This window comes from Geobacter sp. (genome assembly GCF_027327745.1).
In the GTDB taxonomy this organism is placed as follows: Bacteria; Desulfobacterota; Desulfuromonadia; order Geobacterales; family Geobacteraceae; genus Geobacter.
In genome coordinates, this window is the sequence record NZ_DAHVYG010000082.1 from 1 (window position 1) to 17,666 (window position 17,666).

Annotated in this window: 16 protein-coding genes and 2 pseudogenes; 14 read left to right on the top strand and 4 right to left on the bottom strand. The window is 64.5% G+C overall.

Translation table 11 applies throughout. From position 1 onward, the window contains the following. From M6689_RS15160 to M6689_RS15190, 7 genes and pseudogenes are all read left to right on the top strand, one after another. Positions 1-232, top strand: a pseudogene (locus M6689_RS15160) (hypothetical protein); the annotation flags it as partial. A gap of 50 nt (positions 233-282) precedes the next feature. Beyond that, positions 283-807 (top strand): helix-hairpin-helix domain-containing protein, encoded by a 525-nt coding sequence (locus M6689_RS15165; RefSeq protein WP_298273316.1) that lies wholly within the window; start codon positions 283-285, stop codon positions 805-807. Further along, entirely contained in the window at positions 807-1,493 is a 687-nt protein-coding gene (locus M6689_RS15170; protein WP_298273317.1) for a thymidylate kinase, read from the top strand. Before M6689_RS15165 ends, M6689_RS15170 begins: the two co-directional genes overlap by 1 nt. 16 nt (positions 1,494-1,509) lie before the next feature. Further along, positions 1,510-2,190, top strand: a complete 681-nt coding sequence (locus M6689_RS15175; protein WP_298273319.1) for a thymidylate kinase — start codon at positions 1,510-1,512, stop codon at positions 2,188-2,190. Next, a complete protein-coding gene (locus tag M6689_RS15180) occupies positions 2,191-2,577 on the top strand; it encodes a hypothetical protein (protein WP_298273320.1) in 387 nt (128 codons plus the stop codon). It begins immediately after the preceding gene. Positions 2,578-2,580: 3 nt separating this feature from the next. Then, positions 2,581-3,471: a CHAD domain-containing protein gene (locus M6689_RS15185; RefSeq protein WP_298273321.1), complete on the top strand. Its 891-nt coding sequence runs from the start codon at positions 2,581-2,583 to the stop codon at positions 3,469-3,471. Next, entirely contained in the window at positions 3,468-5,012 is a 1,545-nt protein-coding gene (locus M6689_RS15190; RefSeq protein ID WP_298273323.1) for a Ppx/GppA phosphatase family protein, read from the top strand. Before M6689_RS15185 ends, M6689_RS15190 begins: the two co-directional genes overlap by 4 nt. Before the next feature lie 35 nt (positions 5,013-5,047). Here the strand turns inward: M6689_RS15190 and M6689_RS15195 are convergent, their stop codons facing one another. From M6689_RS15195 to M6689_RS15205, 3 genes and pseudogenes are all read right to left on the bottom strand, one after another. Further along, a complete protein-coding gene (locus tag M6689_RS15195; protein ID WP_298273325.1) occupies positions 5,048-6,100 on the bottom strand; it encodes a prolipoprotein diacylglyceryl transferase family protein in 1,053 nt (350 codons plus the stop codon). A gap of 42 nt (positions 6,101-6,142) precedes the next feature. Then, a pseudogene (locus M6689_RS15200) lies at positions 6,143-7,138 on the bottom strand (phosphatidylserine decarboxylase). 4 nt (positions 7,139-7,142) lie between these two features. Next, positions 7,143-9,569: a hypothetical protein gene (locus tag M6689_RS15205; RefSeq protein WP_298273327.1), complete on the bottom strand. Its 2,427-nt coding sequence runs from the start codon at positions 9,567-9,569 to the stop codon at positions 7,143-7,145. Positions 9,570-9,800: 231 nt separating this feature from the next. Here M6689_RS15205 and M6689_RS15210 point away from each other — a divergent pair, with 231 nt between their 5' ends. From M6689_RS15210 to M6689_RS15240, 7 genes are all read left to right on the top strand, one after another. Next, positions 9,801-10,163 (top strand): DUF5132 domain-containing protein, encoded by a 363-nt coding sequence (locus tag M6689_RS15210; RefSeq protein ID WP_298273329.1) that lies wholly within the window; start codon positions 9,801-9,803, stop codon positions 10,161-10,163. Continuing rightward, the gene (locus M6689_RS15215) at positions 10,160-10,633 is read left to right on the top strand and encodes an HMA2 domain-containing protein (RefSeq protein ID WP_298273330.1); all 474 of its coding nucleotides are present in this window, start codon (positions 10,160-10,162) and stop codon (positions 10,631-10,633) included. Before M6689_RS15210 ends, M6689_RS15215 begins: the two co-directional genes overlap by 4 nt. Positions 10,634-10,659: 26 nt before the next feature. Next, positions 10,660-11,472 carry a hypothetical protein gene (locus M6689_RS15220; RefSeq protein ID WP_298273332.1) on the top strand — a complete coding sequence of 271 codons (813 nt, stop codon included), beginning with the start codon at positions 10,660-10,662 and terminating at the stop codon, positions 11,470-11,472. Positions 11,473-11,557: 85 nt separating this feature from the next. Further along, positions 11,558-14,656: an HAD-IC family P-type ATPase gene (locus tag M6689_RS15225; protein WP_298273334.1), complete on the top strand. Its 3,099-nt coding sequence runs from the start codon at positions 11,558-11,560 to the stop codon at positions 14,654-14,656. Continuing rightward, positions 14,653-15,861, top strand: a complete 1,209-nt coding sequence (gene metK / locus M6689_RS15230; protein WP_298273336.1) for a methionine adenosyltransferase — start codon at positions 14,653-14,655, stop codon at positions 15,859-15,861. The genes M6689_RS15225 and metK overlap by 4 nt, the downstream gene beginning before the upstream one ends. A gap of 34 nt (positions 15,862-15,895) precedes the next feature. Continuing rightward, a complete protein-coding gene (locus tag M6689_RS15235; RefSeq protein ID WP_298273338.1) occupies positions 15,896-16,495 on the top strand; it encodes a hypothetical protein in 600 nt (199 codons plus the stop codon). Then, complete coding sequence (locus tag M6689_RS15240; protein WP_298273339.1) at positions 16,485-17,111, top strand: manganese efflux pump; 627 nt, start codon at positions 16,485-16,487, stop codon at positions 17,109-17,111. Before M6689_RS15235 ends, M6689_RS15240 begins: the two co-directional genes overlap by 11 nt. Before the next feature lie 19 nt (positions 17,112-17,130). Here M6689_RS15240 and M6689_RS15245 read toward each other — a convergent pair whose 3' ends face one another. Beyond that, positions 17,131-17,499 carry an HMA2 domain-containing protein gene (locus M6689_RS15245; RefSeq protein ID WP_298273341.1) on the bottom strand — a complete coding sequence of 123 codons (369 nt, stop codon included), beginning with the start codon at positions 17,497-17,499 and terminating at the stop codon, positions 17,131-17,133. Positions 17,500-17,666: the final 167 nt, after the last annotated feature.

Sequence of the window (17,666 nt, forward strand, 5' to 3'; positions counted from 1 at the left end):
CCTGACCCAGTGCGGCTCTGTTCGGAAAATTGCTCTGGTGGGCCACGAGCCCGACCTGGGGGATGTGGTGTCGTCGCTCCTTGGCCTCGACGTCCCGTTCAGGATGAAGAAGGGAGCCGTGGTCGCCCTGGAGGTGGAGCCGGCGGACCGGGGAGTTCCAGCCCGGTTCCGGTGGCTGGTCCACGGCGGAAAGAAGCCGGTCAGGACGTGGGAAGAAGCGGTCGCTGGATGAACTGGTGGAACGCAACTTTGAAGGCCGGTGGCGCCGGAGAGAGGATCCCCATGAAAAAACAGATGAAGGAGCTGCAGCGGATAAATGGGGTCGGGGATGTCCTGGCCCGGCGTTTGGTGGAGGCGGGGCTCGGGACCTTCGACAAGATCGTCGCGGCCGGTGAGGAGGGGCTCAAAAAGATCAAGGGGATTCCTCCCCGGGGCCTGCAGGGGATCCTCGACCAGGCCGCCGCGCTTGCCGACGAAGAAACGGGGGGGCGCGCGGTACGGGTGGCGAAGCTGAGGGGCGCTGTTTCGACCCTGAAGGGAGAGGTGGAGGGGATCGCTAAGAGCGTTCGGGACCGTTTCGGCGAGGAGCTCGCGGGGAAGAGCGGCAGAAAGATCGAGAAGGATATCCTCAAACTCCTCTCCTCTCTGGAGAAGGTGGAAGGGAAGCTTGAGACGCGGGTGAAGCGTGCCGGCAAGGGGCTGGCCAAGGCGGAGAAGCGGCTCGCGGGGCTGGCGGACGCGGGGCTCAAGGGTGTCGGCAAGGGGCTGAGGAAGAGCCGCAAGGCGCTGAAGCGGGTGATCTCCTGATGAAACGGGACCTCCATACGGAACTCCCCGGCAGGCTTATCGCGGTGGAAGGTCTGGACGGTTCGGGGAAATCGACCCAGATCTACCTCCTGAAGCGGTGGCTCGAGATGCGGGGGCTCAAGGTCTACTTCACCGAATGGAACTCGTCGGTCATCGTCAAGAAGGCGACGAGCAAGGGAAAGAAGCGGCAGCTCCTGACGCCGACCACCTTCAGCCTGATCCATTGTACCGATTTCGCCGACCGCTACGAACGACAGATCCTGCCGCTCCTCAAGGCGGGGTACCTCGTGCTCTGCGACCGTTACATCTACACCGCTTTCGCCCGGGATGCGGTGCGCGGCTGCTCCCGCCCATGGCTGCGAAGGCTCTACGGCTTTGCCCGGCAGCCCGACCTGGCCCTCTTCTTCAATACCCCCCTCTCCGTCGCCCTGAACCGGATCCTCTCGGGGAGGCCGCAGCTGAAGTACCACGAGGCGGGGATGGATCTCGGACTCTCCTCCGATCCCTACGAGAGCTTCCGCCTCTTCCAGGAGCGGATCTACAACGAGTATCTCGCCATGAAGGATGAATTTTCCTTTGAAACCGTTGACGGTTCGGCGCCCATCGAGGAGCAGCAGGAGAAGGTCCGGGAGATGGTCGCCGCCACCTTCGATCTTCCCCGTTTCCGGTGGAAAGCCCTGAGATAACCGAGGTCAAAAGTCCATGCAATATTATGGTGAAGGGATTCCGGGGGTTGACCTCGAGGAACTAATCGGCAGGCTGATCGTCATCGAAGGGGCCGACGGGTCGGGACGCTCGACCCAGATGGACCTGCTCCGTGACCACCTGGAGAACAAGGGGCACGCCACCCTGAACGTGGGGCTGCGCCGCTCCACCCTCGTCTCCGATGAGCTGAACGAGGCGAAGCAGGGAAACGTCCTCGGGGAGATCACCCGCAGCCTCTTCTACGCCACCGACTTCGCGGATCAGCTGGAAAACCGGATCATCCCTGCCCTGAAGGCGGGGTTCATCGTCCTCGCCGACCGCTACATCTACACCCTCATGGCGCGGGACGTGGTCCGGGGCGCCGACCCCGAGTGGGTCCGCTCCCTCTACGGCATCGCCCTGGTTCCCCACCTGGTCATCTACCTGCGCGTCAGCCCGGGTCAGCTCGTGGAGCGGAACTTCCGCAAGAACGCCACCCTCGACTACTGGGAGTCGGGGATGGATCTGGGGCTCTCCCGGGACATCTTCGACAGCTTCATGCAGTATCAGCGCCTGATCCAGAAACAGTTCAGCCGGATGCAGACCGAATACGGTTTCCACGTGGTGAACGGCAACCGCTCGGTCCGTTCGGTTGCCGGTGAAATCTCCTCGCGGGTTGAGGCGGTACTGGAGCTCTAAATGACAAGTGGCAGCAAGACGAAGCAGTCGGGGGCCAACGGCGAGGACCTGCTCCGGGAATTAGAGCAGGAACTGAAGCACCTGCGCGCCGTGGTGCGCGAGGCGGGAGAGAACTTCATCCTCCGGCGCGAGGGGGAGATCGAGACCATCATTTCCTATCTCGCGTCCCTTCCACGCAAGAGCGTGCGGGAAGAGGTGCCGGAGTGGCTCCGGGAGCTGCACCGGCTCAAGCTGAAGCCGGCCAAGGGGCGCCTCAGGGATCTGAAGGAAATCGACCGGATCATCGAGTGCCTGACGGACGGAGTCATCGACGCCCAGAAAACGCCGGGCAAAGCGACACAGCCTCCCCGCACCGCTCCCCAGCCACTGGCGGAAACCGTGGAGTAGCCCGTGGAGGTGACGGGAGAGATGCCGCTCTGGGTTGCCGCCCGGGCGCTCCTGGCGGCCCGCGGGGACGATTTTTTCCGGCGCTGGAAAAAGGTCCGGGAGACCTTCGATCCGGAGGCAATTCACGACCTTCGGGTCTCGTCGCGCCGTCTTCGGGAAGGACTCCTTCTCTTCAACCCTGTCTATCCCCCCGACACTATCGCCCGGGTCGCGAAAAGGGTCCGGATGGTCACGCGGATTTTGGGGGAGATGCGCAACACGGACGAGGCGCTTCTCTTTTTCCGGGAACTGGCCGGCGAGCCGGAAACACCCTGCCGCGAACCGCTCGATCTGCTCATCTCCCGCTTTGAAAACCTGAGGGAAAAGGAACGGCAGAAGCTTCAGGAGGGTCTCTCGGCACTGGACCCGAAGGAGATTGCCCGCCTCTTCGCCCGGACCGTCGGCGGTCCCTGTCTGTTTTCCCCGCCACCGGCCGGCATCGACCCCTTTTCCAACCTCGCCTCCTTTGCCCGGGAGCGGATGGAGGAGCGTCTGGCCGACCTCTTGGCCCTGGTAGCGGCGGCCCGGCACGAACAGAACATCGCTGCCCACCATCAACTGAGGATTGCCGTGAAACATTACCGCTACCGGCTGGAGATCTTCTCACCTCTCATCGTGAAGGGGTATGAAGAGCTGCACACTGCGGTGAAGGGGTATCAGGAGACCCTGGGAAAGATGCACGATCTGGACGTCTTCGCGGGGATCGTGCAGGAAGCGGGACTTCCTCCCGCCGCGGAGGCTTCTCTCATGGATGCCATCGCGGCGCGGCGCGGTCGCTTCTTCGCCCGCTTTTCGGAGATGCTGGAACGGACCCCCCCGGAAGCGATCGGCGCACGGGTCAGGAGCTCATGGTGAAGCAGAACAGACTGGCTGCCATCGATATCGGGACCAACTCGATCCGCTGCATCGTGGTCGAAGTGACGAAAAACGGGAAGTTCAGGGTCCTTGACGACGAAAAGGCAACGGTGCGCCTGGGGGAAGGGCTCGCGACCAGCGGAAAGATATCGCCCGAGGCGTGGGAGCGGGCCTTGGTCGCCCTCTCCCGGATGAGAAAGATCGTCGACGGCTACGGAGTCTGTGCTGTCGAGGCCGTAGCCACGAGCGCCGTCCGCGAAGCGGCCAATGGTGCGGCTTTCATCGAGGCGATCCGCGCGGAGGTGGGGATCGAGGTGGCGGTGATCAGCGGGGAAGAGGAGGCTGAGCTCGCCTCCCTGTCGGTGCGCAACCACTTCGACATGGAAGGGGTCCGCTACGCCATGGTCGACATCGGCGGCGGGAGCCTGGAGGTGGTGACGGCCCGCGGCGCCCATATCGAGGAAATCTTCTCCCTCGACCTGGGGGCGGTCTTCCTGACGGAAAAGTATCTCGCGGGCGATCCGGTGAAGGGAAGCGAGCTCCAGAAGCTGCGCCGCCATATCCGCAGCCGGCTCAAAGAGACCTTTGCCGGCGAGCCGCCGGCCGTCCAGTGCCTCGTCGGCTCCGGCTGCACCATCACCTCCCTTGCCGCCATGGTCATGGCCCTTCGCAGCGAGGAGTATGGTTCGATCCACCGCTACGAGGTCCTCCGCTCGGAGGTGGTGCACCTTCTGGCTATGCTTGCCAGAATGAGCCTGAGGGAGCGGCGGGAGCTTCCCGGCCTCAACCCGGACCGGGCGGACATCATCATCGCCGGCATCACGGTGGTGGACGAGCTGATGCGTATGTTCGACGCCAACCTGCTGCGGGTAAACGAGCGGGGGATCCGGGAGGGGCTCATCCTCAAGAGCCTCCGCAAACACGAGCTCGTGGCCGCGGAGGCGGGGAGGCGCACCTGGCGCGACGCGGTGCTCGAATTCGCCCGCTCCTGCCATGTCGAGGAGGAACACGCCCTCCATGTGGCGCAGCTCTCGCTCCAGATCTTCGACGCGGTCGATCCCCTCTACCACCTCGGCGACGGGGCGCGGAGGATGCTGGAAGCCGCCGCCATCCTCCACGATGTGGGCTATTTCATCAACTACTCCAGCCACCACAAGCATTCCTACCACCTGATCCGCCATGCCGACCTGTTCGGGTTCGCCCCCCGGGAGCGGGAGCTGATCGCCAACATTGCCCGATACCACCGCAAGGCGCTTCCGAAAAAGAAGCACGAGGCATACCTGCGACTGGCGGGGGCCGACCGGCTCCTGGTCTCGCGCCTCGGCGGCATCGTGCGCCTGGCCGACGGCCTCGACCGCAGGAGAAGCAGCGTCGTGCAGTCGGTCACCTGCACCCCCTCCGACGGTAGCTTCATCATCACCCTCCAGAGCCGGGACGAGATCTCGGTGGAACTCTTCGGCGGCAAGCTGAAGGGGGATCTCTTCGCAGACGCCTTCGGGAAGAAGCTGGTCCTCGTGGCGGAACCCGCCCCCGCCGGATAACGCCGCAGAAGCAGTGCGGACTCTCTTTCGTGGGGTCAGATCCGCTCCCGGCGGACGTGAAAGGTGAGGGTCGCACCGGTCACGGTGCTCCGGCCGGTGTAGAAAAAGATCGCCAGCCAGAGTGCCTGAAGGAAGAGAATCATCGCGGGGTCCCAAAGGGCGGCGAGGGCGACGCCCAGGTTGGTACCGCGGGAAGCCTCACCTCTCAGAAAGAACGCGCTCCCCATGGCGTACAGCACCCCAAGAATGCCCATGATCTGGTATGGTGAGACGCGCCCCTCGCCTCGGTAATCCGCCCGGAGGGTCTCGGACAGAAACCGCCAGATTTGGGTCACGGCCGTTGCCACGATGAAGGCGGCGGCACTCTCCCCCTCCAGAAAGAGCCCCGAGGCGCAGAGCCCGCAGACCGTGTAGAGGACTGCGGTTACCGCCTGGACCGGCAATACCTTGACCCCTTCCAGCCCGTGGGCATAGGCGATCTTTTTCGTTCCCCCCGAGAAAATGAAGCAGCTGCCGGCGAAAATCCGGCGCAGCAGAGACGGTGCATCCCGCAGCGGTTTGCCGTAGCAGCAACCGAAACTGATGCATGCCATGCGGCCGAGTCCCTCGCCGAAGGAGTACGCGATGGCGATGGCGGCGAGCGTCGCCAGAGGGGGGAGGTAGAACCCGAGCGCCGCCCCCGCGGTGCGGTTCACCAGCGGGATGAGCCAGGGTGCGATGATGATCCCGACAAAGACCGCCCCGCCGACCGTGAAGGTGTGGGCCTTCTTCTCCACGATCCGCGCCACGAGCCGCGAGGCGGGAACGCAGACGAGGAGGAGGGGGACGGCCAGGGTGGCGACCCCGGCCGGAGGAATCCTGATCGCCCCGAGAAGGAGCATGAGCATGGCGACGGCAGCCGCATAGGCGTTGGCGGTGAGGAGGCCGTACCAGGTAAGGTTGACGCCGCGCCACGCGTCGGGCGACGCTTTCTCCACGGGAACCGTGGCCAGGAACTGCCAGCGTTCACCGGGGAGAACGGTGAACCCCCACCAGAAGTAGAGGATAGTCCCAATGCTTGCGACTGCGAGAAAACCAAGTATGGTCATTACGAATCTCCATGGCGGTGGTTACTCATCGGGCCGCGTCCGCTAGTCGGCGGCGTGGGCGAGAAGGGAGCGGACCTTGACGTCGGTCTCCACGAGGGGGCGCTCGAACCCTCGGGTAAACCGGCTTGCGGCCGTCGGGTGCTCCATGTTGCGGAGCAGGTCTTCGGCGAACCGCACCCGTCCCTTCTGGAACATCAGGACATCGGTGCTGCTCCCCGGGCGAAAGAGGCTCTTGGGCTGCCCCTTTTCCACGAACATCCCCGGCTCCAGCGGTTGGGGCGCTTCATAGCGGTGGGCGCTGTAACACGAGGCGATTTCGCCGATCATGAGCGCCACCACTTCCACCATAGCAACGAGGCCGACGCCGGTGCCGCGGGGTACATCGGTGTCGATGATGGTCACCACCCGCTTGTTCTTCGAATAGGGGGTGGCGACCGTCACCACCGCCGCCGGGTTGCAGGAGTGATAACCGCCGTCGATCTCGTAGAAGTCCGCCACCCGTCCGGAAACGGGGAGATGGTTGTAATGGTACTAGTCGGGGGTGAGGCGGAAGACGGCGAAGTCTCCCCCGGCAAAGGCCCGGAGCCATTCCCGCCGGTTGCCGAGGAGCTCGTCGAAGCTAAAGAATTTCTCTTTCAGAAAGAGGGTCGAGGTCTCGGCGAAGGAGCCGACCAGTACCCGGGAATCGGCCGGGCAGACCACGGTGCGGTGGTCATCCGGGAGGGGACGGCATTCCCAGTAGCGGATCTTGCGCTCGAACACCTTGCGGGGGGTGTCTAGGGTCTCGGGAGGGTCGAGACACTCCGCCGGATCGATGCCGCACCGGGTGATGAAACTCCGCGCCGAGCGGAGCGGGAGGTCGAAATTGAGGTAGCCGAGGAGGCTCGACGACCACGCACTCGTCAGGAGCCGGAAAAAGATCGGCGCGTTCTCCCGGGTTCCGGCGTAGAGAAGCCTCACCATCCGGTCGCCGAGCAACTGTTCGGTGCGGACCGCGCCGCTCTCCCGGTCGATGTACTGGTGTTCGATCGTGAGCATCTGATCAGTTTCCTCCCGGAGGTGCGCCGCTTGGCCCCGCATCGGCGTGGACGGTGGCGAGAACCAGTCCGATGACCGTTCTGAGCGCTGGCGCCGTGAGCTTTTCGTCGAGGAGATCCCTTCGGATGCGCCTGACGTACTCCCCTCCGCTTTTCCCCGCCATCAGGGCATCGACGAGGAGCGCGCCGCGCTTCTCCGTCCGCAGACGGTCGAGGCGCTCCAGGTCTTCCTCCAGGAACTGGAGCGCCTCGTTCATCTGCCGGAGCCGCAGGGTCCCCCGGTAATAGGTTTCGGCCCCCCGGTTGAAGGTGTCGGGTGACGCATTGAGGGGGGAAGCGGCTCCGATTTCGGCGAGGATCCCGCGGGTGAGCCGCCCGGCGACGCCGTTTCGGTCGGGATTTTCGACCCGTGCCCGGAGATCGTCCATGGTCTGCTCCATCCCCAGAAGCTCCACCAGGTCGGCCCCATCCTCCGCGATGACCCGCACCAGGGCGCGGCGGTAGTCGTCGAGCGTCACCCGGAGGTAGCCCGGGTACCGGTTGCTTGCGCGCACGTTTTCGGTCCGCGCCAGGATCGATCGCAGAAAGCGGTTGCGGGTGGTGCGGCGGACGAAAAAGGTCGGAATGCCGATGGCCGTGGCGAAAAAGGCCTGGCGCCGCTCACTCTCGATGACCGGAGAGTCGGGAATGTCCCGGTGGGTCAGCGTCCCCGACGCCAGGTACTTGTAGGTGAGGGCCATGATCAGGCACTGGAGGTCGGCGGCGTATCCCAGGTCCTCCTCGATGCTCTCGAAGAGGCTGTAGTGGCGACCCTCGAAGCCAGAGAAGCCCATGACGCCGCATTCCCGCGGCTTGCAAAGGAGATAGACCGACATCTGGGTATCGAAGATCCCGAGGTCGGCCAAGTCCCTGCGGAGCTTGCCGGTGTTCCCAAGACGGCCGTCGAGGGCCGGGCTCCGGGGGGTGGAGAGGAGGGAGACGAGGTAGTCGATGAGGCGGAAATCGGGGACCCAGTCCCCCTTGAAACCGCAGATCCCGCTCACGAGCCGGTCGAGCCACTGGGGGCCGAAGGGGGTGACCGCCTGGCCGAAGACCGAGAGGCGCGCCTTCTTCCGCCAGCGCCGCCAGATCATCCGCAGGTGGGTGTAGTCGAGTTCGTGGGGGAGGAATCCGAGCGCCCGCTCCGGGTGGAAGTCGGAGAAGCCGAGCCGGTACGGTGCAGCTGAATAGATGCCGGCGAAGAGCGGGAGAAAATGTTCGAAGGCCTTGATGGCCAGGTCCCCCAGGTATTTCTCGTGGACGGCGGTGAACCCGGACGAGGGGTCCGTCAGGGCCGCGGTCAGGCGCCGGCTCCCGAGGCTCAGGTGGGTGCCGTTGTTGGCGAGACTCACGTCCGACACGCTCGGGAGCACCACCAGGTTGTTGAGGATGATCCCGGCGTCCCGCAGCTTCGCCACCGTGTTGAGGCGGCTGCGGGAGAGGACCTGGTGGCAGAGGTGCATGTAACGGTGCTTTTCCTCCCCCTGGTCCCACCCCGAGAGACAGGGGCTCATGAAGAGCTCACGGTAGAAGGCATCAGAGATGAGGCTGTTGAGCTCTTTCTGGCGCACCGGCGGATGGGGGGCGAAGTAGACCATGGCCCGCTGGCCGCTCTCGGCCAGACCGAAGGCGGCGTTGGCGTACATGGCGAGAAGTTGCGTCAGAAGGTAGCGCTTGGCGGTCTCCCGGGCGATGGCGCGTCCCATGCCGGTTTCCGGGGTGAGTGGCATTACCGTGAACGAGTAGGTCTCAGGGGAGGTGTTGTCGTTGAGGAAGTGCCCCATGAGTCGCTCTCCGGTGGCGCGGATGATGGGATGGAATTCCGGCGCCGTGCTGACGGCGTCGGCCAGGGCCAGTTTGATGAGGTAGCTGATCGGGAGGCGGAGATGCTCCTCGCCGTCGCGGTAGACGATAAACCGGTCCGCGTCGCTGCGGAGTCCCGACCCCGGATTCCTCTTGTCGGCGCGGAGATCCCGGTCGAAGACCTCCCGGGCGAAGGGGGAGAGCGCCCGGCGCGGAAAGCGGACCCAGCTGTTTTCCCAGACTCCTTCGCGGTTGTCGGTGATGAAGCGTTCCAGTTCCGATACCGCCCTGCGGGAGGTCTCCCCGGCGGCGGCCCGGCGGGTAATGTTGGCGAGGTAATCCGACTGTTCGATGGTCAGGGGGAGGTCGACGGCATCGCGCCGTCCGGCCACGGCCGCCTGGAGCTCGTTCTCCGTACCGGCGGTCGTGTCGCCGAGGGAAAAGGGGAGGGTCGCGGCGAACCGCCGGGAGCCGGCCGGTGCGACCCCTAGCCGGGCAAGGATGGCCGGTATCGGTTCGACCTGGGGCTTATGGGGGCCCTCGGTGCCGATCGTGTGAAGATCGGCGTTTACCCTAGGCAGCGATGACAATCAAAAGCTCCTTATCCTGTGGATTGCCGCCTCGATTGTAATTCCTCAATGCCGCGCTAGTGTTAAGAACAGGTTATGATTGTGCAACAAAACGCAGCCCTTCTCCCAGTCGAACGATACCGGCCAGTAGCGTTTTATCGCAATAATAACAAAATGTTACAAGTGTGTGACGGCTGTTGACAGGGGGGCGCCCCGTGCAACAATTACAGTGAAGAACGGGAGGTAACAGCCATGGGACTGTGGGACGACATCAAGAAGGACGGAATGTTCGGTCTGGCGGTCGGGATCGGCGCAGCCATCCTGGCGCCGGTGGTGCTGCCGGTTCTGGCGAGTATCGCGAAGCCCCTCGCCAAAGGTGCCATCAAGGGGGGCCTCATGCTCTATGAGAAGGGGAAGGAGGCCGTGGCCGAGGCTGGCGAGATGATGGAGGATCTGGTGGCGGAGGCGAAATACGAGATGGCCGAAGAGCAGGCGGTCCAGGGAGGTGCCGCGGCAGCCGCCGCTGCCGCGGCGGCAAGCGTCATGCAGGGGAGCGTTTCGGCGGAAGAACCTGTCGTGCCGCCTGAGCACCCTCAAGGGGAGGGTCGGGGGTGACCCTTCCCGAGGCCCTGTGCACCCACCTGACCCCTACGAGGATGCGGCTCCGTTTCCCGCACCTCAAGGGGCACGAAGCCTACTTCGGGTTCGTGACCGGGCGCCTGGCCGGATGCGGTGCCATCGAGCGGGTGGAGCCCAGCCCTGCCAGCGGAAGTCTCCTCCTTTTCCACCGCAACGGCGCGAAAGAGATCGTCCGGTTTGCCGCCGAAAGCGGCCTCTTCCACGTGAAGATGCCGCATGCCGGTTCCCTGGCCGGCACCACCATCGCCCTGTACCGGGAGGTGGACAGTCGCCTGCAGAAGGCTACCGGCGGAGCCCTCAACGCTGCCGATGCCTCGTTCCTGGCGCTGGCGGGCTCCGGAATCTACCAGATCGCCCGGGGAAATTTCGCTGCGCCGGCCTGGTACACGGCGTTCTGGTATGCCCTTAATATCTTTCTCAAGGCCCACAAGGGGAGGGGAGAATAGATCCGTAACCGAAAGGAGTGAGATTCATGGAAGAAACCCACGATATCCGTAAGGAACGGAAGCGGAAGAAGGAGTTTCACGCCGCGGACGAGGTCACCGGAGCGGAGGGGAGCGAAGAACCCTCCCCCATCGCGAAGGTTGAAGCGAGTGAAGAAGCCACCACCATCACGGAGGAAACGGCCATGAAAGAAGAAGTCAAAGAAGAGATCAAAGAGCCTGCGGCTGAAGAAATGACTGGAGCCACTCTCGGCAAGGCCGGCACGACGGTCAAGGAGGGAATCGTTGGAAGCCTCAAGGGGCTCAACGAGATCGAAGCCGAAATCGTGAGCCTCGTCCGCAACACCGTTTCGTCGACCCTCCAGGCCACCGGTTCGGTGGCGACCGAGGGGGTTACCGTCACCAAGGACGTTCTCAAGGGGGCGATCGCCGCCGCCGAGGATGTCGGATCCGGCCTCACCATGAGCACCAAGAGCGTGGCCAAGGGAATCATCATGGGGGTCGGCGACGTGGGGGGCGACCTCATGAGCGTCGCCGGCATGACCATCAGCGGGGCCGTCAAGGGGGCCTCCGAGGTCGGTTCCGACGTGGCGATCGTGGCGCGGCGGGCCGCCGACGGCATTCTGGAGGCGACCCGGGAGATCGGCGGCAACGTCGAGCAGGTGGCCGCCGCGGTCGTCACCGGCGCCGTGGAGGCGGTCGGCGCCGTCGGGAACACCGCCGTCAAGACCGTGAAGGAGATGCTGGTCGGCGTCGTCGAAGGGGTGAAAGAGGTGGCAGGCGCCGCCCTCCCGAAGGCAAGCGCTGCTTCCGGCCCGATCGGGGAAGAGCATCCGGCGTAGGTCCCGACCGTGATTCCCCTGTCCCATGTATCAGACCGCCACACAGCCATTCTGGAAAGACCCCGCCGACCCGGAGGGCCCTGTCGTGCAGGTCGTCCACGCCGCCGTGGCCGGCAGGGTTCGTTTCCAGGTGCGGGGGCTCTACCGGTCGCCGGCCCTCCTGCGGCATCTGGAGAACGGCCTTGCCGCAGGGGCGGGAATCCGTTCCGTCTCCGGCAGCACCCTGACCGGGACGGTTCTGGTCCTCTTCGGACCGGAGGGGTCGTCCGCCGCAATTTCCTCTCTCCTTGAACGGATCGTGGCGGCCTGCGCCGGCGATTCGCCGGATCAGCCCGCGACGCCGACTCCGGCTCCTTGGCGCGCGGACCCGGCCTCCTACACCAAACGCGGCAACCGCATCGTCCGCCGGAAACTTCGCAAACTCGTCGTCCACGCGGAGGAACAGGAGGAGAGCCCCTGGCACCTCATGGCCGCCCCCGAGGCCGTCGCCCACTTCGGCACCCTGCCAGAGACCGGACTTCCTTCCGCCCGCGTTGCGGAACTCTTCCGCACTTACGGCCCCAATCTCCTCCCCGAGGCGGTTCCCCGTTCGGGGCTCGCCATCTTCCTCGATCAGTTGAAGTCGCTTCCGGTGGCGCTTCTCAGCGTCTCGGCGCTCCTCTCCATCGTCACCGGCGGGATCGCCGACGCCGCGGTGATCATGGCGGTGGTGGCGATCAACGCCGCCATCGGGTACGTCACCGAGAGCCAGGCGGAGATGACGATCCACTCTCTCAAGCGCCTTGTCCATCCCACCGCACTTCTGGTCAGGGATGGCAAGATGGTCGAGGTGCGGGGCGAGGAAGTGGTGCCGGGAGACATCCTCATCCTGCGCCCCGGCAGCTACGTAGCCGCCGACTGCCGGATCGTCGAAGCCCGCCATCTCTCCGTCGACGAGTCGGCCCTGACCGGCGAGAGCTTCCCCGTGGTGAAAAATACGGAGCCTCTTACGAAGAGCGATATCCCGCTCGGCGACCGGATCAACATGGCGTATATGGGAACCCTCGTTACCGGCGGACAAGGGGTCGCCGTGGCGGTCGGTACCGGCCGCTTCACCGAACTCGGCCGCATCCAGACTCTGGTGGGTGAGGCGGAATCGCCGAAGACCCCGATGGAAAAACAGCTCGACGCCATCGGCAACAAGCTGGTGTATGTCTCCGGTGCCGTATGCGGCGTCGTGTTCGGGGTGGGACTCCTGCGTGGATACGGTTTTCTGCCGATGCTCCGCAGCTCCATATCCCTTGCCGTGGCTGCCATCCCGGAGGGGCTCCCGACAGTGGCGACCACGATACTTGCCCTCGGTATCCGGACCATGCGGCGCCACAATGTCCTCATCCGTCGCCTCGACGCGGTGGAGACCCTCGGGTCGGTCCAGACCATCTGTCTTGACAAGACGGGCACCCTCACCTTCAACCGGATGGCGGTGGTGGCGGTGAATGCCGGCCTCCGGGACCTGACGGTCGCCGCCGGCCGCTTCAGCGCCGGGGAGGAGTTGGTCGATCCCGCCGGAAGCGAGGAACTGGTGCGGCTCATCCAGGTCTGCGCCCTCTGCAGCGAGAGCGAGATTGTCCAGGAAGGGGGGGTGACGGTGCTCCGGGGAAGTTCCACCGAGAACGCCCTCGTGCGCCTGGCCCTCGACATCGGGACCGACGTGGCGGGGCTTCGGGAGGCGCTGCCGCTGGAGCGGATCGTCCACCGCTCCGAGAGCCGCAACTACATGAAGAGCGTCCACGTCATCGGCACCGACACCCGGGTCGGTCCTTTCCGGGCCGATGAGGAAAAGGAAATCCGCCCAGACCGGCTCGTGGCCCTCAAGGGGAGCCCCCTGGAGGTGCTTGCCCTCTGCGACCGCCAGATGCGGGACGGGCGGATCGTGCCGCTTACCGATGACGACCGCCTCGCCATCGAGCTCGCCAACGAGCGGATGGCAGGGGGGTCGCTCCGGGTCCTCGCCGCGGCGTACGCTTTCGTCCACGACGGCGAGCGGGCCGAGGGACGGGACGGCAGCTTCGTCTGGCTCGGCCTTGTCGGTATGGCCGATCCGGTCCGTCCCGGGGTTAAGGAGCTGATCGGGCGTTTCCACCGGGCAGGGGTCGATACCCTCATGATCACCGGCGACCAGGTGCCGACCGCCTACGCCATCGGTCATGAACTGGCGCTCTCCAGGGGGGTGCCCCTGGAGATCTTCGACTCCACCCGGCTCCAGGAGATGGACCCGGAGCTCCTCGCCACCTTCGCCCGCACCGTCCACGTCTTTGCCCGGGTGAGCCCGGCCCAGAAGCTCCAGATCGTCCGGGCCCTCCAGCGGAGCGGCCGGGTGGTTGCCATGACCGGCGACGGGATCAACGACAGTCCGGCTCTGAAGGCGGCCGACATCGGCATCGCCATGGGGACCGCCGGCACCGACGTGGCCCGCGAGGTGGCCGACGTGATCCTGGAGGACGACAACCTGGAGACCATGATCATCGCCGTGGCCCACGGCCGCACCATCTACGGCAACATCCGCAAGTCGGTGAACTTCCTCCTCGCTACGAACCTCTCCGAGATCATGGTGATGTTTTCCGCCATCGCCCTCGGTCTGGGGCAGCCGCTGAACGCCATGCAGCTTCTCTGGATCAACCTCATTTCCGACATCTTTCCGGGGCTCGCCCTGGCCCTGGAGGAACCGGAGCCCGACGTCCTCGACCGTCCGCCCCGCAGCCCCGAGGAGGAGATCATCGGCAGCGCCGATTTCGGCCGCATCGCCCGGGAGGGGGGGGTCATCACCGCCGGCGCCATGGGGGCATACGGCTGGGGGATGCTCCGCTACGGTCTTGGGCCACGGGCCGGAAGCCTCGCCTTCATGACGCTGACGTGCGGGCAGCTCCTCCACGCCCTCGCGTGCCGTTCGGAACGGGCCGGTCTCTTTTCCCGCGGGAGCCTCCCCCCCAACCCGTACTTGAGCTGGGCGCTGGGGGGCTCCTTTCTCCTCCAGTTCGGAGCCCTCACGGTGCCGGGCCTCCGGGGATTCCTGGGACTCGCCCCGATAACGCTTGCGGACGGTCTCGTGGCGGGGGCCGGGGCGGTGCTCCCCCTCGTGGTCAACGAGGCGATCAAAGAGGGGCAGCAGGCAACGCAACCGCAACTACAGGGAGCACAGCCATGAAACGCGACTTCATGTTCACCTCCGAGTCGGTGACCGAGGGACACCCCGACAAGCTCTGCGACCAGATCAGCGATGCCGTGGTCGACCGCTTCCTCCAGCACGACCCTTACGCGCGGGTTGTCGCCGAGTGCGCGGTCTCCACCTCCATTGTCTTCATCGCCGCCCGTTTCGCCGCCGACGTGACCCTTGACTTTCCCACCATCGCCCGTCAGGTGATCGGGATGGTCGGATACGAGCAGCAGGCTTTTAACGCCAAGAGCTGTAGCATCGTCACGAGCCTCTCGGAACTGCCGGCCGGCGGAAAGCGCATTTTCCAGGAGGAAGAACTCGGCGAGGAGGAGATCGACGCGATCCCGGTCCGAAATCAGGCGACCGTGTTCGGTTTCGCCTGCAACCAGACCCCGGCCTTCATGCCGCTTCCGATCTGGCTCGCCCACCGGCTCGCGCGCCGTCTTACGTCGGTGCGTCTCCAGAAGATCCTCCCCTATCTCTCGCCGGACGGGAAGACCCAGGTGGGGGTGGAGTACCGGGACGGGCGTCCTGCCCGGATCCACAGCATTACGGTGGTCGCGAGCCAGAACCGGGAAGGGGAGCCCGACCCCGCTCGCTTCGCCGTCGACATCCGCGAGGCGGTGATCGACCAGGTCTTTGTCGACGAGCCGGTGAAGCCCGACGACCGGACCCGGATCTTCGTCAATCCGGACGGGGCGCTCATCCTTGGAGGGCCGGCGGTTCACGCTGGGCTTACGGGACGCAAGAACGCCATCGACACCTACGGCGAGTATGCCCGTCACAGCGGCGCGGCCCTGTCGGGGAAGGATCCTCTGCGGATCGACCGGATCGGGGCCTACGCGGCGCGCCACGCCGCCAAGAACGTGGTGGCGGCGGGGCTCGCCGCCGAGTGCGAGATACAGCTCTCTTACTCCATCGGCTTAGCCCGGCCGGTGAGTGTCCAGGCGGAGACCTTCGGCACCGGCCGGATACCCGACGGAGAGATCGCCCGGCTCGTGGAGAGTCACTTCGACTTCCGCCTGGCGGGGATAGTCCGGCAGTTCAACCTGCGGCGGCTCCCCTCCCAGCTCAAGGGGGGGTTCTACAGAAAGCTCGCCGCGTACGGCCACGTGGGAAGGATGGACATCGGGCTGCCGTGGGAAGTGATCGACCGGGCGGCGTTGCTGAGGGACGACGCGGCGCGGAGCGGATGACCGGGAAGCGACTCAATCAATGAAGGAGCGTGTCATGACAGCGCAAACGCATGAAACCGGTGGGGCTGCCGGTGCGAAGGTGAAGGAGGGGATCTGTTCCATCATAACCGGCACCCATCGCGTTGAACGTGAGGTGGTCGAACTGGTTCGCCGCACGGTCTGCGACACCCTCAGGGGAGGGGGAGAATTGACCGGGGAGGGGATCAGGGTGAGCCGGGACGTGTTGACCGGGGCCATCTCTGCGGCCGAGGAGATCGGTATCGGCGTGGCATCGACAACCCACAAGGCGGCCAAGGGGATTATCCTCGGGGTTCACGACGTGGGAGGCGACATCGGCATTGCCGCCCTGGAGACCGTCAAGGCGGGGGTTCACGGCGCCGACAGGGTGGGGGCCGACGTCGCCATGGTCGCCAAGGGATGTGCCGACGGCATTCTCGAAGCGACCAGGGAGATCGGCGGCAACGTGTTTGAAGTGGCCCGGATCGTGACCGAGGGGGCTGTGAAATCGGCGGAGAGTGTGGGGATGACCGCCATTCAGACCGTTACCGCCATCGTGGAGGGGATAGCCGGGAGCGCTCGGGAGATCGTCGGCGCGCCCCCTGCCGCAAAGGAGCCGACGGCCGGTGAAAGGTAAAGCGATGCACCATCTCTTATATACGTTGTTGATTGTCCTGACGAACAACTCTGACAGTCTCGCGGTGAGAATCGCCTACTGTCTTCAGGGAATAAGAGTAAGTATCCTCATGAACCTGTGGATTTCTGTAATTGCCTTCGCAGTTACGTTTCTTGTTTCTTTTTACGGGTCACTGATAGCTGGGTCCTTGGGAGCGAAACTGTCTTCCGTGATAGCCATGGTGATTCTTGTCGCCATTGGCTCCTGGATGATTCTGGAACCATATTTGAAAAAAAGGCGTCTTTATAAGACCCACCGTGGAAATTCCACGAGCCTCTGGGATATCTTGCAGAAGCCGGAAAATGCGGATATGGATCACTCGAAGCATATTGATTTTAAGGAAGCAACGCTTCTCGGCACTGCACTGGCGTTGCAAAATATCGGGGGAAGTTTGAGCGGAGGGATGATCGGCCTGGACCCAATGCTGATAGCTGTTTTGTCTGCAGTGGTCAGCTTTGTTATCTTTTGGGGGGGTAATTACCTTTCCGGATTCTTTGTCAGGCGGAATCTTGCTGGCAAAGCGGCAGTTGCAGGAGGCATATTGCTGATTTTGATCGGTCTGTCGCAGCTTCCTTAAGTAGGGACGGTTGGCGGAATTACAGGAGTGCCGCGATGAGCGATATGGCCGACCCTTCGAAGGCCCGTTCGATCATGGTGGTTAATATAGCCTTGCCGACCGACTCACCGGCCCGGGAGAGCTTCGCATCCATGTACCGGTCGGTGGTCTGGGCCTTGGCCCGGTCGAAGTAGCCGTGCTCTTTCAGGATGCCGAGGACTTGGTCGGTGGCGATTCGGTGGTGATCGTATTCGATGACGACGCTTCCCGTCGTGGTGTTCACAGTGGTTCGGTGAATCCCTTCGTGCCGGTCGAAAATCTCCCGGATCGCCGCGGCAGCACGATCTCTTCCCTTTACCGCCGGTGTCTTTATTCTGAGTCTGCCGGGAACGTGATGGTAGTAGTACATCGCGTGCTCCTTTGATGTTTCTGTTTGGAGCCGATTATCCCGTATGCTTATGACACTATTGTAACCCTTGTGTTAAATCTGCGTGACAGCTTGGAGGAGAGGCACGGTGGGACGCGTCCTTGCCGGCGTCGAGGTTCGAATCGACAATCCGAACGGGGAAGGGGTGG